The 23,783-nt window shown below is 46.5% G+C and carries 23 protein-coding genes; 8 read left to right on the top strand and 15 right to left on the bottom strand.

Features of this window, described 5'->3' with window-relative positions; all coding sequences use genetic code 11:
* Positions 1-2: 2 nt before the first annotated feature.
* Positions 3-863, bottom strand: coding sequence for a substrate-binding periplasmic protein (locus EHO57_RS16035; RefSeq protein WP_135645739.1), 861 nt, complete (start codon positions 861-863; stop codon positions 3-5).
* Between the two features lie 232 nt (positions 864-1,095).
* Between EHO57_RS16035 and EHO57_RS16030 the strand changes: the two genes are divergently transcribed.
* From EHO57_RS16030 to EHO57_RS16015, 4 genes are read left to right on the top strand one after another with little or no spacing between them, the layout of a single operon-like run.
* Entirely contained in the window at positions 1,096-1,767 is a 672-nt protein-coding gene (locus EHO57_RS16030; protein ID WP_342776493.1) for an LIC10920 family plasminogen-binding lipoprotein, read from the top strand.
* A 40-nt stretch (positions 1,768-1,807) separates the two neighbouring features.
* Entirely contained in the window at positions 1,808-2,377 is a 570-nt protein-coding gene (locus EHO57_RS16025; RefSeq protein ID WP_135645740.1) for a Spy/CpxP family protein refolding chaperone, read from the top strand.
* The gene (locus EHO57_RS16020) at positions 2,374-2,916 is read left to right on the top strand and encodes an RNA polymerase sigma factor (RefSeq protein ID WP_135645741.1); all 543 of its coding nucleotides are present in this window, start codon (positions 2,374-2,376) and stop codon (positions 2,914-2,916) included. Before EHO57_RS16025 ends, EHO57_RS16020 begins: the two co-directional genes overlap by 4 nt.
* Positions 2,913-3,254 (top strand): hypothetical protein, encoded by a 342-nt coding sequence (locus EHO57_RS16015; protein ID WP_135645742.1) that lies wholly within the window; start codon positions 2,913-2,915, stop codon positions 3,252-3,254. The genes EHO57_RS16020 and EHO57_RS16015 overlap by 4 nt, the downstream gene beginning before the upstream one ends.
* A gap of 1 nt (position 3,255) precedes the next feature.
* Here the strand turns inward: EHO57_RS16015 and EHO57_RS16010 are convergent, their stop codons facing one another.
* Entirely contained in the window at positions 3,256-5,220 is a 1,965-nt protein-coding gene (locus EHO57_RS16010) for an acetoacetate--CoA ligase (protein ID WP_135645743.1), read from the bottom strand.
* 111 nt (positions 5,221-5,331) lie between these two features.
* Between EHO57_RS16010 and EHO57_RS16005 the strand changes: the two genes are divergently transcribed.
* Complete coding sequence (locus tag EHO57_RS16005; protein ID WP_135645744.1) at positions 5,332-5,742, top strand: hypothetical protein; 411 nt, start codon at positions 5,332-5,334, stop codon at positions 5,740-5,742.
* Between the two features lie 5 nt (positions 5,743-5,747).
* Here the strand turns inward: EHO57_RS16005 and EHO57_RS16000 are convergent, their stop codons facing one another.
* Positions 5,748-6,149, bottom strand: a complete 402-nt coding sequence (locus EHO57_RS16000) for a 6-pyruvoyl trahydropterin synthase family protein (RefSeq protein WP_135645745.1) — start codon at positions 6,147-6,149, stop codon at positions 5,748-5,750.
* 66 nt (positions 6,150-6,215) lie between these two features.
* Between EHO57_RS16000 and EHO57_RS15995 the strand changes: the two genes are divergently transcribed.
* Positions 6,216-6,440, top strand: coding sequence for a DUF1858 domain-containing protein (locus EHO57_RS15995; RefSeq protein WP_135587981.1), 225 nt, complete (start codon positions 6,216-6,218; stop codon positions 6,438-6,440).
* 23 nt (positions 6,441-6,463) lie between these two features.
* On the opposite strand, the gene EHO57_RS15990 is transcribed toward EHO57_RS15995, so the two are convergent.
* The 8 genes from EHO57_RS15990 to EHO57_RS15955 all read right to left on the bottom strand — a co-directional run bounded on the left by EHO57_RS15990 (position 6,464) and on the right by EHO57_RS15955 (position 15,402).
* Positions 6,464-7,567, bottom strand: coding sequence for a hypothetical protein (locus EHO57_RS15990; protein ID WP_135645746.1), 1,104 nt, complete (start codon positions 7,565-7,567; stop codon positions 6,464-6,466).
* A gap of 141 nt (positions 7,568-7,708) precedes the next feature.
* Positions 7,709-8,137 carry a DUF6210 family protein gene (locus EHO57_RS15985; RefSeq protein ID WP_135645747.1) on the bottom strand — a complete coding sequence of 143 codons (429 nt, stop codon included), beginning with the start codon at positions 8,135-8,137 and terminating at the stop codon, positions 7,709-7,711.
* 150 nt (positions 8,138-8,287) lie between these two features.
* Positions 8,288-9,079 (bottom strand): hypothetical protein, encoded by a 792-nt coding sequence (locus tag EHO57_RS15980; RefSeq protein ID WP_135645748.1) that lies wholly within the window; start codon positions 9,077-9,079, stop codon positions 8,288-8,290.
* A 197-nt stretch (positions 9,080-9,276) separates the two neighbouring features.
* Positions 9,277-10,797, bottom strand: a complete 1,521-nt coding sequence (gene rodA, locus EHO57_RS15975; protein ID WP_135645749.1) for a rod shape-determining protein RodA — start codon at positions 10,795-10,797, stop codon at positions 9,277-9,279.
* Positions 10,794-12,734: a penicillin-binding protein 2 gene (mrdA, locus tag EHO57_RS15970; RefSeq protein ID WP_135645750.1), complete on the bottom strand. Its 1,941-nt coding sequence runs from the start codon at positions 12,732-12,734 to the stop codon at positions 10,794-10,796. Before mrdA ends, rodA begins: the two co-directional genes overlap by 4 nt.
* A 1-nt stretch (position 12,735) precedes the next feature.
* Positions 12,736-13,239: a rod shape-determining protein MreD gene (mreD, locus tag EHO57_RS15965; RefSeq protein ID WP_135645751.1), complete on the bottom strand. Its 504-nt coding sequence runs from the start codon at positions 13,237-13,239 to the stop codon at positions 12,736-12,738.
* Positions 13,239-14,342, bottom strand: coding sequence for a rod shape-determining protein MreC (gene mreC / locus EHO57_RS15960; protein ID WP_135645752.1), 1,104 nt, complete (start codon positions 14,340-14,342; stop codon positions 13,239-13,241). The genes mreD and mreC overlap by 1 nt, the downstream gene beginning before the upstream one ends.
* A 37-nt stretch (positions 14,343-14,379) precedes the next feature.
* Positions 14,380-15,402: a rod shape-determining protein gene (locus EHO57_RS15955; RefSeq protein ID WP_008595388.1), complete on the bottom strand. Its 1,023-nt coding sequence runs from the start codon at positions 15,400-15,402 to the stop codon at positions 14,380-14,382.
* A gap of 192 nt (positions 15,403-15,594) precedes the next feature.
* On the opposite strand from EHO57_RS15955, the gene EHO57_RS15950 reads away from it, so the two are divergent.
* Both EHO57_RS15950 and EHO57_RS15945 read left to right on the top strand, forming a co-directional pair.
* Positions 15,595-17,148, top strand: coding sequence for a Ppx/GppA phosphatase family protein (locus EHO57_RS15950; protein WP_135645753.1), 1,554 nt, complete (start codon positions 15,595-15,597; stop codon positions 17,146-17,148).
* A 2-nt stretch (positions 17,149-17,150) separates the two neighbouring features.
* Entirely contained in the window at positions 17,151-17,861 is a 711-nt protein-coding gene (locus EHO57_RS15945; protein ID WP_135645754.1) for a hypothetical protein, read from the top strand.
* Positions 17,862-17,884: 23 nt separating this feature from the next.
* Here the strand turns inward: EHO57_RS15945 and EHO57_RS15940 are convergent, their stop codons facing one another.
* The 4 genes from EHO57_RS15940 to odhB are packed head-to-tail and all read right to left on the bottom strand — an operon-like array spanning position 17,885 to position 23,758.
* Complete coding sequence (locus tag EHO57_RS15940) at positions 17,885-18,283, bottom strand: DUF6941 family protein (protein ID WP_135645755.1); 399 nt, start codon at positions 18,281-18,283, stop codon at positions 17,885-17,887.
* A gap of 8 nt (positions 18,284-18,291) precedes the next feature.
* On the bottom strand, positions 18,292-21,069 hold the full coding sequence (locus tag EHO57_RS15935; protein ID WP_135645756.1) for a 2-oxoglutarate dehydrogenase E1 component: 2,778 nt from the start codon (positions 21,067-21,069) through the stop codon (positions 18,292-18,294).
* Positions 21,070-21,085: 16 nt separating this feature from the next.
* Entirely contained in the window at positions 21,086-22,489 is a 1,404-nt protein-coding gene (gene lpdA / locus EHO57_RS15930; RefSeq protein ID WP_135645757.1) for a dihydrolipoyl dehydrogenase, read from the bottom strand.
* Positions 22,490-22,504: 15 nt separating this feature from the next.
* Positions 22,505-23,758, bottom strand: coding sequence for a 2-oxoglutarate dehydrogenase complex dihydrolipoyllysine-residue succinyltransferase (gene odhB / locus EHO57_RS15925; RefSeq protein ID WP_135645758.1), 1,254 nt, complete (start codon positions 23,756-23,758; stop codon positions 22,505-22,507).
* Positions 23,759-23,783: the final 25 nt, after the last annotated feature.

Raw genomic sequence — 23,783 nt, 5'->3', positions numbered from 1 at the left:
AGCTACTTCACCCAACCGCTTCTGTTGAAGTATTTGTCTTCTAAGGCCTTCAGTTCGCCTGTTCTTCTCATCTCGGAGAGGAAGAATTCAAAATTGCGTCCGAAGACAATATCTCCCTTCGGCAAGAATGCACTCACATGATTCTCTTGGACCGGTTCGATCAAAGCCCTATAGTTAGAAAGAATGGCTGGTTGTTTGAGAAGATTTCCCTTGATATATAGTGAATCCCCGACGAAACAATTCGCCTTTCCATCCTTCACAGCATCCCAAGCGGCATCCGAGGATCCGTACGTAAAAATACGGGAATTGGGAAAGGATTTCATAATATACTCATGGCTGCTGGAAAAGGCACGGACCGCAAAACTCAATCCGCTCACATTCTCCAAGTCTTTCAAACTTCTGAAATATACCGTTGAGATAATATTTCCTTCCGGAGGAGGAGGGATCGCATTCTTGTTAACCAACGCTCCGGGAGTAGAGATCAGATAGGGAGAACTGAATTTCCCTCTTTTAGATCTTTCTAATGTAGAACTTAAACCGGCGAGCGCGATGTCTATGTCTCCGGCCTTCATCGCCTCCGCGTAGTCCTCGAACTCGGGAAGATTGATGAATGTGTATTTAACGCCTAAGAAATCGGCGTATTTCTTTCCTAACTCCACGTCGAAACCAGGATAGCCGTCCTTAGGGTCCGCGATATAGAAAGGCTCGTAGTTCCTGTTCCCGGCTACTTTTAGCTCTCCCCTCTTTTTGATCTCGTCGAATCGGGAGAAGGTTCCCTCCTGTGCGGGAAGAGAGAAAAAACCGAAAAGAAGGAGGATGATTGCGAATCTGCCGACCACAGTTCTTTTATAAGAAGGAACCACTTAAGGATCAAGAAAAAATAATTCGATTTCCGTTCTAGGATCTTCTTCCGGCTTTTTATTCTAAAATCGGGAACGTTTTCCACTCTTCGGGTTTACTTATATAAAAGAAAAAGACGGGACCCTCGGTTTGGATCAGAAGAATCAACGCGCAATAGAGAATTCGAATTTACTTTCGCTAGCGAGACCTATATTTCGTTATACCCTTGCGTGTTTCTGTTTCTCTTCCGTATTCCTGGTTTGCCAGAATGCAAGTTCGGACAAGGTCAATCTGACTGTTTACGGAGACGGAGAAGCGTTCAGTATAGACGGAACAGTGGACATGGACAAGACCGCAAGTTGCGGCACGGCAACCCCTTATAGTTCTTCTTCGACTACAACGACTACTACCACAACCACGTCCACCTCGAGCAGCACGAATCTATTTACTGTGATCAGTCGTTTATATTTTACGAGCGGAGAATATATCTATCTGAAATTCCTGTACGATAGTACCCAAAACCAAGGCTCCATAGATTCCACGCAAGGGTTCTCTTATTCGGGCGGGATCGGTACTAAGGCCGTTGTTGCAAATTATGGCAAGATCTATTGGGGAGGGAGTGGGGTTCCTGTGGATACCAGTGTAACTTCTTCTCAGGCTCTCTCTTATCTAACTGTGACCTTGGATCTAGTCGGGACTGCTGTTGCCAGCGGAAGCACTGCCCTTGCTCTCACTCAATGTTATACTGTGGACTTTATCAATTGTACTTCGGCAACTTCTACCAGTATGTGCTATACGCAAGACGGAAGCACTTGCTATAATACCCAGTCGGTCACCGGACCTTCCGTAAGTATTCAGGGAGAAGTGAACTGCACGAGCAATACTGTCTCTTCCGGTAGTTCTTCGAGTTCCAGTACTACGCAATAGAGAAACATTTCGTCATAAAATAAAAGAAGAGGATTTCGCTTTGAAACCGAATACATTCAAAAAATTTCTACTCATACTGCTGATCTCAGGAAGTTCCAATCTGCTTCTTGCGGATCCTCCTCCGCCACCCCCTCCTTTCGGTCCGGAACCTTTCGATATGTTCGGTCCTGGTCCGGGAGGCGGCCATGGACATGGACATGGCCCCAGAAGAGAAGAAGCCAAGGACTTCGAGAGATTCGCAAAAGAGCTCGGACTGAGCCAAGAGCAGCTCGATAAGGCAAAGGCAGCCAGAGAAAAGAGATTTTCCGCCAGTCGAAATATGAGCGAAAAACTCCCTAAATTGCACGAAGATCTCAAACAAATATTAGAATCTACTAAAGTAGACATGAATGCCGTCCGCTCCAAATTGAAGGAGATCGGAGATCTTCAACTAGAATTAAGGATCATGCATATACAAGGAAGACTCGAATTCGAGTCTTTCTTAAATCCGGAACAAAAACAGAAACTGACCCAGATCCATAAGGAAAGGATCCAAAGGCTTAAGGATAGAAGGGACCATTTCCCTCGTCCGCCTGGTCCTCCTGGGGATCGGGATTGTAAAGGAATATGACGGAAGCCGAATTAGCCTTCGCAATCGAATCCAGTAAGCAAACAGTCCTGAGATCCATTCAAAGGCATATTGCTTCGGATATGGTGTCCTTGGTCGAAGATCTGGCCCAGGACACCTATCTGCGTTACTACTTGACCTTTAAGAACAGACCTCTCTTAGAGATAGGAGAATTGAATCGATGGCTATACGTTGCTGCAAGGAACGAATGCAGAAGAGCGATCCGAAAATGGATCCGAGAAGGAAAAGCCTACTCTCGTCTAAAAGCGGAGATCATCGTATCCGGCAGAAAGGACGATTGGGAATTGCCATCCGAGAATTTGGATGAGGACAAAAGGAAATGGCTGGAACTCCATATTAATCTCTTGCCTTCGCCATATAAAGAAACTATGACGTTAAGGCTTACCGGAGAGAAATTAGAATCCATAGCCCAAAAGCTGGAGATCTCCGAAGGAACCGTAAAGTCCCGGATCTCGCGAGCTAAAGAATGGTTGTCCCGATTCACAAACTCGAGTCGAAAAGACCAAGGAGGTAAGATATGAAGAATCCATCCGAATCAGAATTAGACCAAACAGTGGAAAGACTGATCCAAGATCCCGATTTCTCTCGCAGAATTGCTGGAAGGATCATGGCTCAAGTAGAAGAGGAACATACCGAGTCGGCAAATCTGGAATTCGCTTGGAAGGCGATCGCAGCTCTGGTTCTTTTAGGTCTTACTGCGATCTTTGCATCGTATTATTCCCGAAGCCAAAAAGAATCTACTGATTCATTTTCAGGCCTTTCCAATCCTGCGGCGGAACTGATCGCTTCTCCCGTAGAAACAGAATACGTCTGGGAAGACACAGATCTGATCATAGAGACTTCGTTTACGGCAAGATAGATCAATCCACCGAAAGCTGCGGGAGATTTTTATAATATTCTAATGCTTCCGGATTGATAAGTGCGTCTTTATTCGTGACAGGCTCTCCCTGCACGGTCTTCTTGACTGCGATCTCCACCTTTTTCATATTTCGGGTATAGGGGATATCCGCGATCTCTACGATCTTTGCAGGCACATGTCTAGGGGAAACTTTTTCCTTAATGTCCTTGCGGATCTTGGCCTCTAGTTCGGAGGTAAGCTTTGCTCCCGTAGACATCTTTAAGAACAAGATCACTCGTACGTCGTCTTTCCATTCTTGTCCGATCACTACGGAATCCCCTATCTCGGAAACAGTCTCGAGCAAACTATACAGATCCGCAGTTCCGATCCGAACTCCACCAGGATTCAAAGTCGCATCTGATCTTCCATACACGATCATTCCACCGTTGGAAAGAATTTCCGCAAAATCCCCGTGTCTCCAAATATTCGGAAAGGTATCAAAATAAGCGCCTTCGTATTTTTTTCCATCAGGATCATTCCAGAATTCCAACGGCATGGAAGGAAAGGGTTTCGTGCAGACCAGCTCTCCCTTTTGCCCTTGCAACGGTTTGCCCGAATCGTCGAAGATCTCCACTGCCATTCCGAGTCCTAGAGATTGCAGTTCGGACGCATGCACAGGAAGATTCGGATTTCCTAATGCAAAGCATCCGTTCAGATCTGTACCTCCGGAAATAGAAGAAAGCCTTAGGTCCTTCCCCCAAGAATCGTATACATATTCAAATCCGTATCCCGGCAAAGGAGACCCTGTGGAAAGAACCGCTCCTAACGAACTCAGGTCCGAGACCGGTTTATACTTATCCTTTTCCAAAGTAAGAATGTATTTTGCCCCCACTCCGAAGATCTTGATCTTTCTATCGGACGCATATTGAAAGAGGACTTCCGGACTTGGATGGAATGGATTCCCGTCGAATAGATGGACTGTAGCTCCTATAGAAAGAGAACTTACGAGCCAGTTCCACATCATCCAACCGCAAGTTGTATAATAAAATATATTGTCTCCCTCTCTTAGATCGGAATGAAGGGCAAGTTCCTTCCAATGATTCAGGAAGACACCAGGACCTTGGACCATGCATTTTGGCAATCCTGTGGTTCCCGAAGAATACATGATATAGACCGGATGATCGAAGGGAGCCTGAAAGAAGTCCGGATCCTTCCCCAAAAACGGTTTATAAGATTCTTCTAATGCAATCGAGTTTTTGGGAAAAGACTCAATTCTCTTTTCCACATTGCCGGCTTCCAAGCTAGGATATTCACCGATAAGTATCTTTTTTAACTCGGGAAGTTGCGCCGCAATTTCAGTAACGATCCCTGATAAAGGAAGTGATTTGCCTTTGAACTCGTATCGATCCGTGCTAAGTAAGACCTTGGGACGGATCTGTCCGAAACGATCCAAAACGCCTTTGGCACCGAAATCCGGAGAGCAAGAGGTCCAGATGGCCCCTATGCTAGTTGTAGCAAGCATACCGAGAACCGTATCAGGCACATTCGGCATAAGACCAGCGACCCGATCTCCCGGACCCACACCTTCCGAGACCAGATAGGCTGCCAAGGCCCCCACTCTTTTCCATAATTCCGAATAAGTAACTTGGACTTCCGCTCCGCTTTCTCCTCTGTAAAATAGAGCAAGACTCTCATCCTTCTTCCTTAAAAGATTTTCCGCAAAGTTCAGCTTGGCACCCGGAAAGAATTTTGAGTCTCTAAATCTTGTACCAAGACGGAGCACTTCTTCGTATTTTTGCGAATGGATGACGGGAGCATATTCCCAAAGAAGTCCCCAAAAACGATCCAGATCCTTGACGGACCAGGAGTGAAACTCTGAGTAGTTTTTGAATTTCTGATTGATCGTTTTTTCCACAAAGTTTTGGAAATCGGTCATTCTAGAATTCTGTACGGATTCTTGCTGGGGAGTCCAAAGGAGTCGATTCATAGTCGGGCTAATATGCTCGTATTTTTCAACTAGAGGTCAACAGTAAATTAGTTGTGAAGAGCACGGGTCGGTATAAGATTTGCGAGTTGCAAATCGTTCGGAGAACCCGCCTTGTCAGATCTTAGTCATCTCAACCTGCCCACTATCATTTTCCTCTGTGTGAGTCTTGTGTACGCCTTTCACGGGTTCTTGCACCAATTGATCGTGGGAGGAGCAATCTCCGTCTTCCAGCATCCGGATGAGAGACAATCTAGAATGATATTGATGATCTGGATCGCGACCGGTGGCTTCATGAGTTTTCTGGGACTTCTGCCGGCCGTACTTCTTCTATTGTACGGAGCAGAACCGGAGCCAGTGCGTGCAGTCCTTTGGGTCGACTCCTTAGCCCTAGGGTTTTTAGCGGTTCATTTTATCCTTTGCGGGGTGATGCGTTTGCCAAGGCCGCTACGAATGGGATTCTATCTGACCATACTCTATGCGGTTGCGAATTTAGTTTTTCTTTTTACGTACGGAAAGTTTTGAGCAGATCAAAGCGGTTCGTAATACGCTAGATTCTCGGGACCTTCGTGGATCACGATCCGATCTACTTTTCCATTCGCCGCGATCACACTATCCTTCAAGCCATGATAAAACCAACGCGCCATATTTTCCGAAGTAGGATTGATGGTCTTAAAGTCCGAATGTTCGTTGATCAGAATATGGTCTAACTCTGCCACAAGCTCTTTCAAGCGACGCTTAGAAGTTAAGAAGTCGAAACTGATCCCATCCTCTCCTATATTATCCTTTCCGGAAAGGTATACTTCCACCTTAAAGGAATGGCCATGGATCGGCTCATCGGAACCATCCGGGAAATACTTATAGAGATAATGGGAGGACTCAAACCTTTCCTCGATCCGAATGTAGAATTTGCCTGTTTCTTTAAAAAACATGGAATTGACTTACGCCTAGGGAGTCTATATACTGGAAGAAACCAATACCATTAGGAGATTTTCCACATGTCGGAAGCGGTCAAGCCAAGATTTTTTAAGGAAATGACGGTCGGAGAAGCGATCGGACTCCATCCAGAAGCAGGCCTAGTTTTCTCTAGCTATCATTTAGGTGGATGCTCTCATTGCTCCATCAACGAACTCGAGACAATCGAGCAAGTTTGCATGGGTTACGGCGTCGAAGTAGACGTCCTTCTCGAAAGCTTAAATAACCTCTTAGAAGACGGAGAGTAATCTCCTTCTTCCCTCTGAAAGGATCACTTTTGGGGATGAAAGTGATCCTTGATCAGTTCCATCTCTCTTTCTCCTTCGCAATCCAACCAACTTAAAAGCCTGGCCAGTGCCCTCTCTCCTTTACGATTCAAAATCAATTTGTTCAAAGCGCTTCGGATCCCCCAGAACTTTCGCACATCCGGTATCTTGGGAGAAGGAACCTTAACACTCAAAAACGAGACCCCTACGCTCGTGTCTCCCAACTCACTTCCCTTTTTCATATCCGCCAGGTCCTTGTTCACCAAGTCCAAGGTCTTCTTAAAATTAGAAACCTGACTAGGATCCTCGCTCTCGATTGCAGCCTGGTATTCTCCGATCCATTCTCGGATCCTCTTGTATTTCTCCCTAAGTTCGAGAGAGGAGTCTATGATCTCCGAAAGATTGGAAGAAGATTCCAATACTTCTGCGACCAAGGGAGGAAGGATCAGTTCAAAGTGATGCACCTTTCCAAGCGGTGTCAGACCGGCGAATAGCTTCACTCTTTCTTCATTGATCCATTCCTTTACTTCCGTTCCCAGATCTACATTCGGTTTTAAGAAGTTCGTTCGCTCCAGAAGAGAAGCTCGGATCGGATGGGGAACGTAATGCGCACCTAAGAAGGAACTCCTTCCGAAATTACCTGCGGTTCCCCAAACCACTTGGCCGAAATAGTCATGAGGGGATTTCCTTGTTTCCTGATAACCGATGAGGTTTTCCTTTTGGTGTTGTCTCATCTTCTCCGTAACACATAGCAATTCCAAGGCTTGGTTTCTAGAAGCTGCTACAACCGGATTGAATGTGGGAATGTCCACAGGAATAAGAAGCGTCCCGTCCAAGGAATTCAATCTTTCGAAAGATCTCCAACCGTCGGAGAATTTACTATCGTAGAAGATCTTTTCTCTGAGCACGAGTTCATTGATCAGACTAAATAGGCTCTCTATCTGAACGCAAGCCTCGCAGATCTCTTCCCAATCGTAAGAATTACGATCCCGATCCACTTTCAATCGTTTAGAATTCGAAAAATCCAGTCCTTCGGAATACAAAGAAGAGATACTTTCAAAAGTCCAATTGTCCCAGAAAGAAAAATTATGAGTTACTGGATCGTTCATCCGAAAAATAGAAACAAATGAAGTTCGGATTTTCCGGCTTTTCTACAAAATTGCAAACGATTTTCGTAGAACTTCGATTAGACGTGTGTTATGTCAGAATTACTATGCTCAATTAATAAATCTGCATATTGCATCAAATGCCTAATCGCTATTCTGCCAGGTAAGAATAGCTTCTTGCCCGTCGATTAAATCTGAAGGGATGTAATCGTTACCAGAATATAACTTAACTTTCAACCAGGCCTCATGAGATTCTGACAATTTTTCAAAATCGATTCTCACCCACTTCGATTCATTGTAAGAATCCAAGATAGATTGGATGGCTTCGGCCAAACGAAAATCAATGTTTCCAGGATTGCCGTCCGGAAATAACTTTCGGATTCGAAAATCTAAACTAAGTTCGTAATCGATATCCGAATATTCATCGGAGATTGGGATAGCGAAACCCTCTATTTCTTCTTGGAGGCAGGCAGTACCACAGGTTTGATTTGTATAAACAACACCGGTGGCTTTCGGTACGAGCAAAACCGGAGATTTTATACACCATAAGAAAATCCATATTTTACCGGCCATTTTTAAATAGTCCCACTGTCATCCTATAGCTTAGATCTTATATTTTCAGGATCCTAACTCGTAGAACAAAGATCACCTAAAGAGCTGATGAAATCAAATTGTAAATATTCGAATTTTTCTTATTAGGAAGAAGATCGTTGGAAAAACCAATCATTCTCCTTTCTGCGGAATATAATAATAACGAGTTCCCGCCTTGCGGAAATAATATCGGATCTCTCCACCCTGTTTGTCCGTAGGCGTTAAGCGTCTTTTAAACGTATCTTCCGGGATCCGGAACGTATCCCCTATCGCATCGCATCGGAAGAAACGGATGCCTTCCGGATAACGTATCATCAATAGATTTCCAGGTTCCGTTTCCCAGGCCCTTTCTTCTCCTTCCCAGGAGAAATAGATCGATCTACTCGGAAAGATAGGATACTTCTTCCCTTCGTAGAGCACCTTGTCTTTGTTCCGATTTATATTACGAAAAACTTTTTTAGGTCCCGACTTCACGATGAAATGAACAGTGCCACATCGGAACGTCAGAAGAAGCGGAATTCCCGCTAAGGATCCGGGCTCTAAATGATTTGAAGCGGAAGTGATCGGGAAGCGGGTCGTGTTTTCCGAGATCCTTGCGATTGTGGAACGCATAGACTCGTCTAAAAATTCTACGGTGTCGTCTTTGCGGATCTTTTCTAACTGTCTATAGATCCTATCGAATTCGCTTTTTTCGTAAGCCTTCGTACGAACGAATCCGTCCAATTGTCTTTTTAAGTTAGAGAGCCTGGCCTTGAAATAAGGAGTATCATTGCGGGAAGCGACATCGAACATCTCTTCCCATAAGGATTCGAGTTCTCTTACTTCCGAGTTTTGGTCGAAGGTATTCTTCTCCACTTCTTCTAAAATATACCGAAACTTTCGTTTCAAGTCGAAGAGGAATCTGGAATCCTTTACTCTTTCCATGCTTTATCGAATAATAGGTAAGAAGTCTGTATTTGCAAACGGAAATAGCATGGATCTCTTTTGATTATCGACTGCGATTTTGACTTTCAAAAGGAATTTTCCGCTCGGGGTCCGGGGCGGAGCCCCGGAGAAGGGGGTGGCCGAAGACGTTTTACGGCTGAGGCCAGGGGGAAGACTTTCCCCCTCCAAACAGTCTTTTAGTTGGCGTGTTTTCTCATCTTAATGGATAGAATGATCCCGACTGCCACCATGGACATGATCAAGTGGGATCCTCCATAACTCATGAAGGAGAGCGGGATCCCGGTCACAGGCATAAGCCCGAGCACAATCCCTATATTGATCGCCATGTGATAGAATAGCATGGCAACGATCCCGGAAGCAAGCAAGGAACCGAATCTATCCTTACTTTCGTAGCTGATCTGTAGTCCTCGGAGCGGGATAGAGAACAAAAAGAATAATAAGAACACGGATCCTATGAATCCTGTCTGTTCCGCCCAAGAAGCAAAGATAAAATCGGTGCTGGCCTCTGGCACATGAGGGATCTTTCCTTCGGTCATCTCCGCGTTCAGGAATCCCTTTCCAACGAGCTTTCCGGAACCAACCGCAGGCTTAGAAGCTCTCAACTGGTATCCGGCTCCTTGCTTGAATTCGTCCGGATTCAAGAATGCAGTCAAACGGATTACCTGGTTCTCTCGGAACGGAACCGTTTTCATCACCACTACCGCGGAGAGAAGGCTGACTCCCAAGATCCCAAGGGGAATATAATAAGTACGTAATGTTTTAGAACCTCTTGCAATTCTTAAAAGGATCATCACGATACTGAAGATGATGAGTGCCGCCCCTACTCCGATCAATAATGTTTGGTTGGAGAGAAGTTTGAACACGAAGCTCGCTTCCAGATCCACTACCTGATCCACAGCCTCTTTCAAGGCAGATAAGGTCTTAGGCGTGAGATTCGCTCCGGCGACTTCTTTTCCGTCTACGACCTGCCAGGTCTTTCCACCCAATCTGTTCACCACGGAGAGAAGGTCCGTCTTTCCTGTTCTTTGCAGAAAAGCTAATATATCGTTTAAGAGTGTGAGTTTGGAGTATTCTACATACATAGGGAGAACAAGTGAAATGCCTCCGAACGTAATAAAGGAACCGATATGCAAATAGTCGGCTCCTCCCAGAAACAACATAGTGAATAAGATCGGTAAGAAGGATACCGCAGTTCCAAAGTCCGGCTGCAATAGGATCAGCACCATCGGAAGAAGAACGATCCCGAACGGGATCACAAGCACGACTAACTTCTTCATCTCTTTTTCTTTTAAGACCAAATACTGTCCTAAGAGGATCACTGTCGCAAGTTTTGCGAACTCGGAGGCCTGCAATAGAAAGGGACCTATCTTGATCCAAGATCTCGCACCCCGGCTAGAAGGAAGATACCCGATCCATTTCACCAAGGTGAGCATCAAAAGAAGAATGGCAAATCCGTACACGAACAAAGCATACGCGCCGATCAACTGGTAATTGACCCTGGACACGAACCACATCACCACAAGACCGACTAAGAAGAATAAGAATTGCTTAAACCATTTGTGAGCCATGAGCCCCACCGATGGATCGTCGAAGTTATATTCTTGGGAATACAATGTGAGAACACTGCAGAGCACTACTATGATCACGGATCCGACTAGGAAGTAATCGATTCTATCTATGGATCTGTCGGACATCATTGGATCTTCTCCGGTAATACCGGTGCTGCTTCCGGCACTTCTGCAGTTCGTTTAAAACTTCCCGGTGGGAAGGCGGCCCTAAACATTTCTCTCGCCACAGGAGCGGCTCCGGCGGCTCCACCCACTCCGTATTCCACGAATACTGCGACTAATACTTGTTCGCTCACAGGCGCATTTGCAGGAGCGTATCCGATGAACCAAGCGTGGTTGGAACCGGAGGCTCCCCTTCTTCTGGTTTGAGCGGTTCCTGTCTTTCCTGCAATGTCCGGAAGTCCCGGTTTATTCAGAACGAATGCCGCGGTCCCGCTCTTCACAACTAAACGAAGACCTGTCTTGATCGCTTCGATCGTAGAAGCTTGGATAGGAATATCCCTGAGTCTTTGCGGCTCTGTCCGATTGATAATGGAATTGTCCAAAGGATCCCGGATCTCATTCACCACATACGGCTGATAGATCTGTCCTCGATTCAATAAGCCTGCATAGAACAATGCCATTCCGAGAGGAGTGACCGACATGAATCCTTGTCCGATAGAAAGGTTGATCGTGTCCCCGTCGAACCATCTGGTCCCGTACGTTCTCTTCTTCCAAGCAGAAGAAGGTACGAATCCGCTGATCTCTCCCGGCAGATCTATCTTGGATTTTTGATCCAATAAGAACAAACGAGAATAGGTTAAGATAGGATCGGAACCGAGTTTATAACCTAGATTATAGAAATACACCGAGCAGGATTTTTGGAGAGCATGAGCCAGGTCGTTCGTTCCATGACCACCCTTCTCCCAACAGTAAAATACCTGATCCGGAACACCTGCAAATGTGGACTTCAAGATATAACTTCCGTTGCAGCTATAACTGGTTTCCGGAGTATAATCCACCTTGTGACCGCTCTCCAGAGCTGCCATAGCAACTAACGTTTTATAGGTGGAAGCGGGTGGAAATTTGGATTGGATCGCTAAATTCAAGAATCCACCGTTAGCATCCACTCTCTTATAATGGGCCGTTCTCTCGGATCTGCTTTTGCCTGATAGGATATTCGGATCGTAACTCGGATTGGATGCCATCGCAAGCACCTCTCCGGTAGAAGGACGTAACGCGATCGCAGTCCCTCTCGCTCCCTTGAGAGCCTTGTACGCGGCGAGCTGGATATCCTTATCGATTGTTAGGACAAGGTTATTTCCGGGAGTGGAATGTTCTACCACTCTCTCCTCTTCTATATTTCCTTCGGAACTTCTCTTTTGGATCCTGAATCCGTCCGTTCCTCGGAGACGAGCATCGTATTGCAATTCCAGTCCGTCTTTTCCAAGCCACTGATACGACTTGATCTCCCGAGTCAAAAGATCCGTCTTGCTCGGCTTTCCAATATAGCCGGTGACATGCGCCAGAGCAGGTCCCATTTTATAGATCCTTCTGGGAGAAGGTACCAATATTACATATTTTGAAATCGTATCGAAGACGGAGATCCTTTCCTGTTGCGCCTTACTGATGGCTTCCAAGAGAACGAACGGTTTCTTGGACTTGATATTCTTGGAAAACTTCGGCTCTATGAGATCCTCTTCGTAATAGGACATCGGGATCGAAAGAGTTCTCGCGAATTCCTGGAGGAAATTTCGTACTTTAGCAGGATCGTATTTTAGAAGGGAAGTGTTTAAGACCGCATCCAAGCTGGAGTAATTGGAGACCAGAGCCATCGAAGTTTCCGGAGTGAGGAAGTTCCGATCGAACATTTCTCCGCGTGCTGCGGGAATGGTCTCACTTTTTCTTACGAACTTCTCAGCTTTAAGAGAGTTATCAGTTCCCTGAACGATCTGCAAATTGAATAATTGAACGACAAACGCGACTAACGCGAAGGCCACGAGTCCGGAGAACATGTATAGTCTTAGCCTGAAACTGCGCTCCAGTCTAAATTCTGTGGCTGAAGAAGATCCTCCTCCCCCAAGCATATTATGCTTCCGCCTGCTCCAAACGATAGAGTTTGCCTAAGATCCAGAAGAAAATAGGCGCAATAATAGCGTTAAAGATAGAAGTACTAAAGATAGAATAATTCAGATTCTCATGAAAGAAGAGCGAGAATAGAAAGTACGTTGCAACTCTCGTGACCAAGGTCACCACCAATGAATACAACATGATAGAGATCTGATTTTCGTGATAGGCGGGCCTTGCGAATTTTCCTACGATATAACCCATGAGGCAGAAAGTAAGGGAATGAAGTCCAATCTTATAGGTGACCACATTGCCTACGATCTCACCGCCCAGTCCCGAATCAGAAAGAAGACCGCCAAAGAATCCGATCCAGATCCCTGCCATGGTCCCTCTTCTGAGTGCGAAGAATAGAACGAATAATACCATGAAATCCGGTTTGTATCCGGAGATCTCGAAAGCGTTGGTACCATTCAAGAAATGGGAAATGAAAATCCCCGCGCCGATGACTACATATTCTAGGATCATCAGTTGGTTTCCTCTTCCGTAAAACCGGATCCGCCATCTTGTTTCGGTTTCAGCGGCTTGTTCTCAGCGGGCTTCACCGCTCCGGGAGCCGGAGCCTTGGGCTCTCGATCTTCTTTAGGATAATTTAATTCACCAAAATACGGATTTTCAATATTGATATTCTGTCCTTCCGGCCAAGTCTCCGCCCATTTTTCAGGAAGTTTGAGTAGAATGGTCACCGACTCGATCATATCAAAACGCACGAATGGTTTTAAGAATGCTGTCTTGAAGCTTCCGTTCCTAGGACCTTCTTCTGTGATGATCCCAACCGGAATGCCCGGAGGAAAGATCCCGGAGGCACCGGAACTGTAGACTGCTTTTCCGATCTTGCTTAAGGATTCGGTGTATTGGATCATCTCGCTTGGACCCATAGGATAGTCCCCGAACACTCTCGGATCTATGATGATACCGCTATCGATATAATTCATAAGAGACTCTGTTCCTCTTCCTGAGTTACCGGAAAGAGTGGCCCAAAGATTGCTATCCGGAATGGAAACACCCATGCTAAAATTAGAATTTATTAATGGTTGTACGATGGCAGAACCGCCTGTCACAGCGATCACCTTGCCTACGAGAGCTTCTATGATCTCGCCCTTCTGGTTTACCGCTCTCGCGGTAACTGGCATGTACGGTTTGATCCCCGCTTCGGAACCTTTGTCTATAATGATAGTACGATAAATAGAATTCAAACGAACGGAAAGGACTTCCGCTTTAACGGTTGCAAACTTTTGTCGAGTATTAAAACGAAGCTCTCTTCGGAGGATCTCGTTCTCTCTGTTTAAGCGTTCCAAGTCTTGGGGAAGGAGTTTATAATCGTCCACTGCGGCAACGCAGGCATCTCTCTCCTGACGAACTGCTTCAAAAGATTCTAATTTAGTATAAGCTCCTTTGAAGAAGGAACCGACCCCGTCTATCGAACCGGAAACGGAGTCCCCTACTCTTTGGAAGCTAGCGATCCCTCTTACTAAGACATTGCTCTTGAACGTCAAAGAAAGGATCGAAAATACGATGCAAAAAAGAAGAGAGACTGTTTCCTTACTTTTATTTACTTGGAGCCAAAGCATATTAACGGTTCAAAATCTGATCCCAAGCAAATTAGGATCAGCGAATTCCAGGCTTAAGGTATTTAACTTCGTCTAGGAATTTTCCGGTTCCTAAGACCACACAGGTCAAAGGGTTTTCCGCTCTGAATACAGGAACTCCGGTTTCTTTGGAAAGATATGTTTCTAATCCGCGAAGAAGGCATCCTCCTCCGGTAAGAACGATCCCTCTCTCTACGATATCGGAAGCAAGTTCAGGAGGAGTTCTTTCCAGAACTCGTTTGATCCCGTCCAAGATCTCGTCGGTAGGTTCTTTGAGCGCTTTACGGATCTCGTTAGATTCCAATTCCAAAGTACGAGGAAGACCGGAGATCGCATCTCTACCTTTGACTTCCATGGTCTCTGTCTTCTTCTCCGGGTATGCGTTACCAATGGTAAGCTTGATATCCTCTGCCGTTCTCTCACCAACGACTAGATTGTATTGGTTTCTGAGATACTTGATGATTGCATCGTCGAACTCGTCCCCACCAGTACGGATGGACTCTGCGATCACCATACCGCCTAATGAAATCACTGCGATCTCTGTGGTACCACCGCCGATATCCACGATCATGTTCCCTGCAGGCTCGTTGATCGGGATATTCGCACCGATGGCTGCCGCAAGCGCCTCGTCGATGAGGAAGATCTCTCTCGCGCCCGCTTGCTCTGCGGACTCACGAACGGCACGTCTTTCCACCTCGGTAATTCCGGAAGGAACTCCGATCACGATCCTAGGTTTTACGAATGTAGTACGATTGTGAACTTTGGCGATGAAGTAACGGATCATTTTTTCGACCGTTTCGAAGTCGGCGATCACCCCGTCCTTCATAGGGCGAATTGCCACAATTTCGCCAGGAGTACGGCCGAGCATTCTCTTGGCCTCCTGACCCACTGCCAGCACCTTTCCGGTAGCAGCATGCACCGCTACTACGGAAGGCTCGGAGAGTACGATACCTTGCCCCTTTACATGGACGAGAGTGTTGGCGGTTCCGAGGTCGATTCCCATATCGTTGGAAAATAGTCCGTAGAGCTTGTCGAATATCATTACTGTCCTTTGCTTGCCGAGAGGCGGTTGATCTTTTTTATTATTATCTGCGCAAATCCCGAAAATCTCTAGGATTTTCCCATCGCCGATCGAATTCAATATTTCCTGCCCGATCCCCAGGGGCAATTCCAAAACAAAAAAAACGAAAAACAAATTGGAAGCCTTTACGACCTCCATAAAGTTGGGGAACTTATGGTCCGGGAAAACACCCTTGCAGCCATCGATCTAGGCACAAACTCCTTTCACATGATCATCGTTCGGGTCCGAGAAAACGGTACCTTCGAAGCCATAGCCAGAGAGAAGGAGAACGTTCGTCTCGGAAGCGGTTTAGAAGAAGGAGGAGAGATCGATCCTCCCGCATTCAAGCGCGCTATAGACTGTTTGAAGCGCTTCAAACTATTGGCGGATAATTCCAAGGCCGAGATCCGAGCAGTTGCTACATCTGCCTTGAGAGAAGCCTCCAATCGGTCCCAATTCCAGGAGGCCGCTTGGAAGGAAGCGGGCATCAAGATAGACGTTATCAGCGGATACGAAGAAGCCCGACTCATATACTTCGGGATCCTGCAAGGACTCCCGGTATTCGATAAGAAGATATTGCTGATAGACATTGGCGGAGGAAGTACCGAGGTTCTGGTAGGCTATAGAGGAGATATACTCTTCTCCAAAAGCTTTAAATTGGGAGCCATACGACTCACGGAGAAGTTCTTAAAATCGGATCCATTGGATTCCTCTCAAATCCGAAAATGCAAACTATATGTAGAAGAGACCATTCTTCCCTTTCGAAAGATCATCCGGGACCTAAGACCGGAAATGGTCATCGGATCCTCAGGGACAGCACAGGCTACTGCAGGAATTATCCGGGCCTTTGACGGAGAGACCGAAGAGATCCCTCTCAATCACTATACATTTACCTCCGCAGAATTCAGAAGGGCAAGAAACCTTGTCCTAGAAGCGGACACCTCCAAGAAGAGGGCCAAGATCCAAGGTTTCGATTCCAAGCGTTCGGATATTATCGTTGGAGGCATACTGATCTTAGAAGAACTCTTCCAACTATTGGACCTACCCAATATGACTATCTCCGAGTTCGCTCTTAGAGAAGGGATCATTTACGATACCATCCGCAAATGGGAACATTTCCAGGACCAGGAACATTCTAAGCATCTGGACGATATTCGCCAGAAGTCCATACACAATCTTCTTGTTTCTTATACTAGGGATGAGGATTACGCGAGGCATGTGGCCAAACTCTCGTTGGATATCTTCGATCAACTCGCGCCAGTCCACAAATTAGGCAAGGAAGAAAGGGAATATTTGGAAGCTTCTTCTTTACTTCATGAAGTAGGGCTTTTTATTTCCCACTCCGCCTATCATAAACATAGTTATTATCTGATCCGGAACTCGGAAGCAATGCTCGGCTTTACATGGGGAGAGATAGAATTGATCGCACTCACAGCCAGATACCATCGCAAGAGTTCTCCCAAATCCAAGCATAGGGAATTCCAAAGGATCGGAGGAAGAGAACAGGACATCGTTCAAAAACTTTCCGGTATTCTTAGGATAGCCAGTGCCTGCAATCGGAACAGACAGGGACTGATCGAAACCGTAAAATGCCAGGTAAGAAAGAACCAGGCCATCTTCTCTCTTGTCACGAATCAAAATTACGACAAGAGCCTGGAACTTTGGGCCTGCGAAGAACAGGCAGATGCGTTCGAGTCCGCCTATGGATTCGTTCCGATCTTCCAGTAGAGATGTCCGAGGATCGCAAACACATTCCCTCTCCTATTCCGATCCCATTCCGAAAATTGAATATTGTAACGCTACTCCAGCTCCTAATTTTGATTTTCTTACTTCCCGGATGCTTCCAAGTCTATGCGGTCCGAGAAGAAGTATTGGAGACGAAGGTATTAACCTCCTCCGATTCGGATCGGATCGTCGACTCAGTAGAGATCCAACATGCTTTCGTAAACAAGTATCTGGAACTAACCATCCACGAGACTACTAAGCAGGAAAGACTTAGGTCCGAACGAATTGTAGAAAGAAAAAAGATCTCCTATGACTATCGCAAATCGGAGAACTACAGACAGATCTCCACGGACGAGAAACCTTGGAACCGAGACATTCTAGGTAGTTTCGCGGACCTAGTCGCATTGTTCGAACTGATCACAATCCCATTCCGCACTATAAGCGATACAAAAGAAGAAGGCTCCGAAAGAGAGATCGTCCTTTCTTCCGAAGAAAAAGAAGCTTCCGTAAAAACGGATCTCACACTGATCGTTCGCATCGAGAACTCGGAAGTTTTAAATCGAAAATTAGAAACTAGGACAATGAAGATCCCTCTCTCGGAGATCCGAAAACGATTTCCTAGATCCAACCAAATGGAGATCTTAATATATAAAAGCAATGAAAGAGTGGCGTATAAAGCGATTTCTTTGTATGACGCATTAAGAGAACTTAGGTAGCAAGTCGATAAGACCTAGTTCGATCAAGGGATCTTATCCACCCAGAGAGGGCGACTGCCCACGATCTCTTTTCCCACTTTGAGAAGAAGGATATAACGTCCTTCTTTCGGAAAGACTGCATGAGGAATGGGAATGCCGATCTCGACCGGTTCCGAGCCATTATTCACATGGATATTCCCACCCACGCCCATGACCTTCTCTCCGGTATCGGCAAATTCAAGCTCTAAGGAAAACTCGTGATCTCCAGGCGGGAGATTGGTAATGCAAACGTAGATGCCCCAAGGAGGAAAGACAACGGGAAACTGCTGGGCAAAGAACTTGGTAAAAGTCCCTATGATTCCTTTTTTTCCGTTGTCCTCCGTGATCACCCTGTCCGCAAAGATCAGTGCTAAGAGGACAGGTTCTCCTACGTTACTCGACATCTAAAGGATCAGGCAGAATACGCGTCTGCGACTAACTGCTCTTGTTGTTGAGTATGTACCTTCATGTGACCGGCAGCAGGGCTCGCAGATTCTTTTCTTCCGGCATATTTCAGTTTCTGGCCAGAAGGAAGTACATCTTCGAACCTGTCTCGTACGAATGTCCAAGCACCTTGGTTCTTAGGCTCTTCTTGGCACCAAACAATGGTCTTAGCGTTCTTATAAGTCTTGAACACTTCTTCGATCGCATTCGCAGGGAAAGGATATACTTGCTCCACACGGATAAGAGCGGTATTCTGCACATTATTCTCTTCTCTATATTTAAGAAGATCATAATATACTTTCCCGAAGCTGAAGATCACCTTCTCCACCTTATCCGCTTTCAGACCTCCCGCATCTGGCAGGACTTCTCTGAACGCACCTTTTAAAAGGTCTTCGATCGGAGAAAGGGCTCCTGGGAATCTGAGTAGGGATTTTGGAGTGAAGATGATAAGAGGCTTACGGAAATTCCTAAGGATCTGTCTACGAAGCAAGTGGAAGTATTGAGCCGCGTTTGTACAGTTCGCTACTTGCATATTATTGTCCGCACAAAGCTGGAGGAATCTTTCTATCCTTCCGGAACTATGCTCTGGTCCTTGTCCCTCGTATCCATGAGGAAGAAGAACAGTCAGACCGGACATCCTCTGCCATTTCACTTCCGAACTGGAAAGGAATTGGTCGAAGATCACCTGAGTATTATTCGCAAAGTCCCCGAACTGAGCCTCCCAAAGCACGAGCGCACTCGGATCGGAGAGAGAGTATCCGTATTCAAAGCCTAGTACGGAGAACTCAGATAAAGAAGAGTTCACAACCTCCGCCTTTGCTTGTTTCTCAGAGATATGGTTGAGTCCGATATACTTGTCCCCGGAATTGATATCCACCAGAACCGCATGTCTATGAGAGAAGGTTCCTCGTTGGCTATCCTGACCGGATAAACGGACTCTAAATCCGTTCTCTAAAATGGAACCGAAGGACAGAGCTTCCGCCATTCCATAATCCAAGGAGATCTTTCCTTCCGCCATTTCCTTTCTGCTCTGCAGAAGTTTGACTAGCTTAGGATTCGGAGTGAATCCTTCCGGAACTGTGGTGATCGCTTTTACGATACGATCGATCTGTTCCGCAAGAAGAGAAGTTGCTGTTCCACTATCCAAAGGCTCCTTGGAATACTTGGACCAAACACCTTGCATGGTGTCCACTTTCATCTTGATGTCTTGCTCTTTAGCTCTCTGGAAGGAATCTTCCAGGCCTTGCGTAGATCCATTCTTAATGAAATCCAGTTCGTCTTGAGTAACGTCCCCATCCGCTACCAGCTTCTTCTCGTATAGTTGAGCGGTTGGAAGATGGTTCTTAATGATGGAATACATCTTAGGCTGTGTGAATGCAGGTTCGTCGGTCTCGTTATGGCCCAATCGGCGATAACAGATCAGGTCTATGATAAAGTCCTTTTTGAACTTCTGACGATATTCCATTCCAAGCTTAGTGACTCGGTATACTGCTTCCGGATCGTCTCCGTTTACGTGAACGATAGGGATCTGGTATCCTTTGGCAAGATCGGTTGCATATATCGTGGATCTGGATTCGTTCGGAAGAGTCGTAAATCCGATCTGGTTATTGATAACGATATGGAAGGTCCCGCCTGTCGTATATCCGTCCAGGTTCATGAGGTTGATGGTCTCTGCCACAACACCCTGTCCAGCAAAGGCCGCATCCCCGTGAATGGTGATCGGCATGAACTTAGCGCGGTCCTTGTCCCCGTACTGTTCTTGGCGGGCACGAACGGAACCGGTCACTACAGGATTCACTGCTTCCAAGTGGCTGGGGTTGAATGCGAGAGAAAGTTTCACTTCTTTTCCGCTAGCGGTCATCTTGCTATTGGAATATCCCAAGTGATACTTAACGTCCGCATAACTTTGGGCATTCTTATCCGCTTTCTCTTCGAACTCGGCAAATACAAGAGAAGCCGGCTTCTCTATCACGTTTACTAGAACGTTCAAGCGTCCTCTATGCGCCATACCGATGACCAGTCCGTCCATTTTGAAACGGCCCGCTTCTTCGATGATGGTATCGAGCATAGGGATCATGCTTTCTCCTCCTTCTAAGGAGAAGCGTTTCTTACCCACATATTTCTTAGCAAGGAAGGTCTCGAAATGATCCGCTTGGAAAAGTTTCTCGAAAAGCCTCAGACGAATGCTCTTAGGAAGAGGAGCATGGAATTCGGCGGACTCCACTTGTTGTTGGAGCCATTCTCTTTCCGTATCGTTTACGAGATAATATTGTTCGTATCCTACGGTACTGCAGTAGGTCTTCTCGAACCAGGAGACAACATCCCTCAACTTCGCTCTGCCAAGAGAAGGGTTCTGTGTGTCGACTACTGTGTCGAGATCTGCGTTCGTAAGGTTACTTAGTTTGGAATCGATAAAATTGCGGTTCGGTTTAGAAATGCCAAGAGGATCCAGGTTTGCAGCCAAGTGACCCTGTCTACGATACGCATTGAGAAGGTTGATAATCCCCATCTCTCGGATAGAGCCTGCCTGCGCATCCGTGAAAGAAGTGGAAACAGCGCCCTTGCCGTTCCCATTTCCATTCGCTCCGTTCCCGTTCTGAGGATAAACCCCATTTGTCTCCACTTCTTGGAAGAAGAGGGACCATTCCTTATCGAGAGAGTTCGGATCCTTCTTAAACTTTTCGTAAAGTTCGTCTAGAAGCGCTCCGTTCTCTCCGTATAATGCCATCAATTGTTCGATTTTCATGACCGGATCTCCCCTATTAGGCGTGAATCGCCCATTTGTCGACGGCCATCGCCGCCTCTTTTACAACTTCAGCCAGTGTCGGGTGAGCATGGAAGGAACGAGCCAGATCTTCGGCTGAGGCTCCGAACTCCACTGCGACTGCAAGCTCGGCAATCATATCGGAAGCCCTAGGTCCAAAAACCAAGGCTCCTAATATTTTGTCCGTTTTCTTATCGGCTAATATTTTGACTTGGCCTTCCGCTTCGTTCATTGCCTTAGCTCTCGCGTTCGGCTTGAATAAGGACTTGCCTACCTTGTATTCTATACCGGCAGCCTTGAGCTCTTCTTCGCCCTTGCCTACCCAAGCCATTTCCGGCCAGATATAGATGATATAAGGTACTGCGTTATAATTCACATGCCCGGATTGACCGGCGATGAGTTCCGCAAGAGCGACCCCTTCTTCCTCCGCTTTATGAGCGAGCATAGGTCCGTCGATCACGTCACCGATCGCATAGATGCCGGGAACATTGGTACGGAAGTGAGAGTCCACTTTGATTCTTTTTCTCTCTGTTAATTCGACCCCCGCAGCGTCCAAACCGATCCCATCAATAAATGGTCTTCGGCCTACTGCGACTAGAACTACGTCCGCGTCCAGTTCGGATTCCTTTCCGTCCGGAGCGGCAATCTTCACCTTCGCACCGGATTTAGAAGTAGTCGCTCCTAAAACCTTATGCTCGAATAGGAAATTGAATCCTTGAGATTCTAGACTTCTTTGGATCAAACTGCCAAAAGAACGGTCCACATTCGGAATGATCCCTGGCAGAAGTTCCACTACGGTTACTTCGGAGCCTAGGCGAGCCCAAACGGAACCCAATTCCAGACCGATCACACCGGCACCTATAATAACAAGTTTCTTAGGAATGGTTCTCAGATCGATCGCATGGTCGGAAGTAATGATCGTCTTTCCGTCCACAGGAAGACCAGGAATATCGATAGGGACGGATCCGGTAGCGAGCACGATATGCTTCGCAGAAAGGATCTCTTTCTTGCCGTCTACTAAGGCGACTTCTACCTGACCGCCGCCGAGCAGCTTTCCAAAACCCTCATAACGAGTGATCTTGTTCTTTTTCATGAGGTAGTCCACACCGTCTGTGACTTCCTTCACTACTCCGTTCTTACGTTCCATAAGCTTGTTCAGGTCCAGAGTGACTTTTCCTACTCCGATCCCGTGAACATCCACCTTATGGAGTATCTTATGATATTCTTCGGAAGAATCCAAAAGTGCCTTGGAAGGAATGCAACCTACGTTCAAGCAGGTGCCTCCCAAAGTCTTTCTCTTCTCAATGATCCCAGTCTTAAGGCCGAGCTGAGCCGAACGGATCGCGTTTACATAGCCACCTGGGCCCGATCCGATTACTAGTACGTCGTATTGTTCCGCCATATATATTAGACTTCCTTAAACATCCAAAAGAAGACGAGTAGGATCTTCGATCGCTTCCTTGACTTTCACGAGGAAGGTTACCGCTTCTTTTCCGTCCACGACCCTGTGGTCGTAAGAAAGAGCCACGTACATCATAGGTCGGATCACGATCTGATCGTTCACTACTACTGCACGTTTTACAATATTATGAAGTCCTAAGATACCACTCTGAGGAGGGTTCAGGATAGGAGTGGACATCATGGAACCGTAGATCCCACCGTTGGAGATCGTAAATGTTCCACCTTCCATATCGGAAAGGTCGATCTTTCCGTCCTTCACCTTATTCGCGAGTCTTACGATCTCGGATTCGATCTGAGCAAACGTCAGAAGATCGGAATCCCTTACGATAGGAACGACGAGTCCTTTAGGACCACCGACTGCTACGCCTATATCATAGTAATTCTTATAGACTAGATCGGTTCCTCTGATCTCCGCGTTGATGGCAGGAACATGCTTGAGCGCTCCGATCACCGCCTTGGTGAAGAAGCTCATGAATCCGAGGCCCACATTGTGAGTGTCCTTGAACTTGTCCTTGTACTTGTTACGAAGGTCCATGACCGCACTCATATCTACTTCGTTAAAAGTAGTAAGATGAGCCGCATTATGCTGAGCGGAGACCAAACGATTCGCGATCGTCTGGCGAAGTTTGGTCATAGGAACCACGTTCTCTCTCGGAAGATTTCCTCTAGAGGCCGCAGGAACCGCTTTAGGAATTTCTGGAGAAGGAGCGGACTTAGCTGCTGCTGGCGCTGCGGAAACCGCAGCCGCAGGTGCTGACTGTTTATTTGCGATTGCGTTTAACACATCTTCTTTGGTGATCTGTCCGTTCTTGCCGGAACCAGAGATAGAAGCAGGATTTAATCCGTTATCGTCTATCAGTTTGCGAACAGCAGGAGGAAGTGTATCGTTCTGCGTTGCGTTAGCTGTGTTAGTTGGTGCTGTATTCGTTGTGGAAGGAGTGCTGGAAGTAGGAGTGCTTTTTGCTGCGGTGGCCGCTGGATCGATGAGTCCGATCACTTCTTTGATCTTGACCGTCTCCCCCGGCTTCTTGTTAATTTTTTGGAGAACACCCGCCGAGGGGGCCGGCACCTCCATGGTCACCTTGTCGGTTTCCAATTCCACCAGGACCTCGTCCTGTTCTACTCTCTCGCCTTCTTTTTTAACCCAGTTTGCTATTGTTGCTTCCGTAATGGATTCGCCCATTTCGGGAACCTTGATCTCTATCGACATCTTGATCCTACGGAGGTCGGTTTAT

This window comes from Leptospira langatensis (assembly GCF_004770615.1).
GTDB lineage: Bacteria > Spirochaetota > Leptospiria > Leptospirales > Leptospiraceae > Leptospira_B > Leptospira_B langatensis.
The sequence above is the reverse complement of the archived record's forward strand: the minus strand, read 5'-3'. Positions and strand labels throughout refer to the sequence as shown.

Excerpts from the sequence above, each read along its gene's own strand:
- EHO57_RS16020 (WP_135645741.1), top strand. The coding sequence starts at position 2,374 with ATGACGGAAGCCGAATTAGCCTTCGCAATCGAATCCAGTAAGCAAACA.
- EHO57_RS16015 (WP_135645742.1), top strand. The coding sequence starts at position 2,913 with ATGAAGAATCCATCCGAATCAGAATTAGACCAAACAGTGGAAAGACTG.
- EHO57_RS16010 (WP_135645743.1), bottom strand. The coding sequence starts at position 5,220 with ATGAATCGACTCCTTTGGACTCCCCAGCAAGAATCCGTACAGAATTCT.
- EHO57_RS16000 (WP_135645745.1), bottom strand. The coding sequence starts at position 6,149 with ATGTTTTTTAAAGAAACAGGCAAATTCTACATTCGGATCGAGGAAAGG.
- EHO57_RS15995 (WP_135587981.1), top strand. The coding sequence starts at position 6,216 with ATGTCGGAAGCGGTCAAGCCAAGATTTTTTAAGGAAATGACGGTCGGA.
- EHO57_RS15990 (WP_135645746.1), bottom strand. The coding sequence starts at position 7,567 with ATGAACGATCCAGTAACTCATAATTTTTCTTTCTGGGACAATTGGACT.
- EHO57_RS15985 (WP_135645747.1), bottom strand. The coding sequence starts at position 8,137 with ATGGCCGGTAAAATATGGATTTTCTTATGGTGTATAAAATCTCCGGTT.
- EHO57_RS15980 (WP_135645748.1), bottom strand. The coding sequence starts at position 9,079 with ATGGAAAGAGTAAAGGATTCCAGATTCCTCTTCGACTTGAAACGAAAG.
- rodA (WP_135645749.1), bottom strand. The coding sequence starts at position 10,797 with ATGATGTCCGACAGATCCATAGATAGAATCGATTACTTCCTAGTCGGA.
- mrdA (WP_135645750.1), bottom strand. The coding sequence starts at position 12,734 with ATGCTTGGGGGAGGAGGATCTTCTTCAGCCACAGAATTTAGACTGGAG.
- mreD (WP_135645751.1), bottom strand. The coding sequence starts at position 13,239 with ATGATCCTAGAATATGTAGTCATCGGCGCGGGGATTTTCATTTCCCAT.
- mreC (WP_135645752.1), bottom strand. The coding sequence starts at position 14,342 with ATGCTTTGGCTCCAAGTAAATAAAAGTAAGGAAACAGTCTCTCTTCTT.
- EHO57_RS15955 (WP_008595388.1), bottom strand. The coding sequence starts at position 15,402 with ATGATATTCGACAAGCTCTACGGACTATTTTCCAACGATATGGGAATC.
- EHO57_RS15950 (WP_135645753.1), top strand. The coding sequence starts at position 15,595 with ATGGTCCGGGAAAACACCCTTGCAGCCATCGATCTAGGCACAAACTCC.
- EHO57_RS15945 (WP_135645754.1), top strand. The coding sequence starts at position 17,151 with ATGTCCGAGGATCGCAAACACATTCCCTCTCCTATTCCGATCCCATTC.
- EHO57_RS15940 (WP_135645755.1), bottom strand. The coding sequence starts at position 18,283 with ATGTCGAGTAACGTAGGAGAACCTGTCCTCTTAGCACTGATCTTTGCG.
- EHO57_RS15935 (WP_135645756.1), bottom strand. The coding sequence starts at position 21,069 with ATGAAAATCGAACAATTGATGGCATTATACGGAGAGAACGGAGCGCTT.
- lpdA (WP_135645757.1), bottom strand. The coding sequence starts at position 22,489 with ATGGCGGAACAATACGACGTACTAGTAATCGGATCGGGCCCAGGTGGC.
- odhB (WP_135645758.1), bottom strand. The coding sequence starts at position 23,758 with ATGTCGATAGAGATCAAGGTTCCCGAAATGGGCGAATCCATTACGGAA.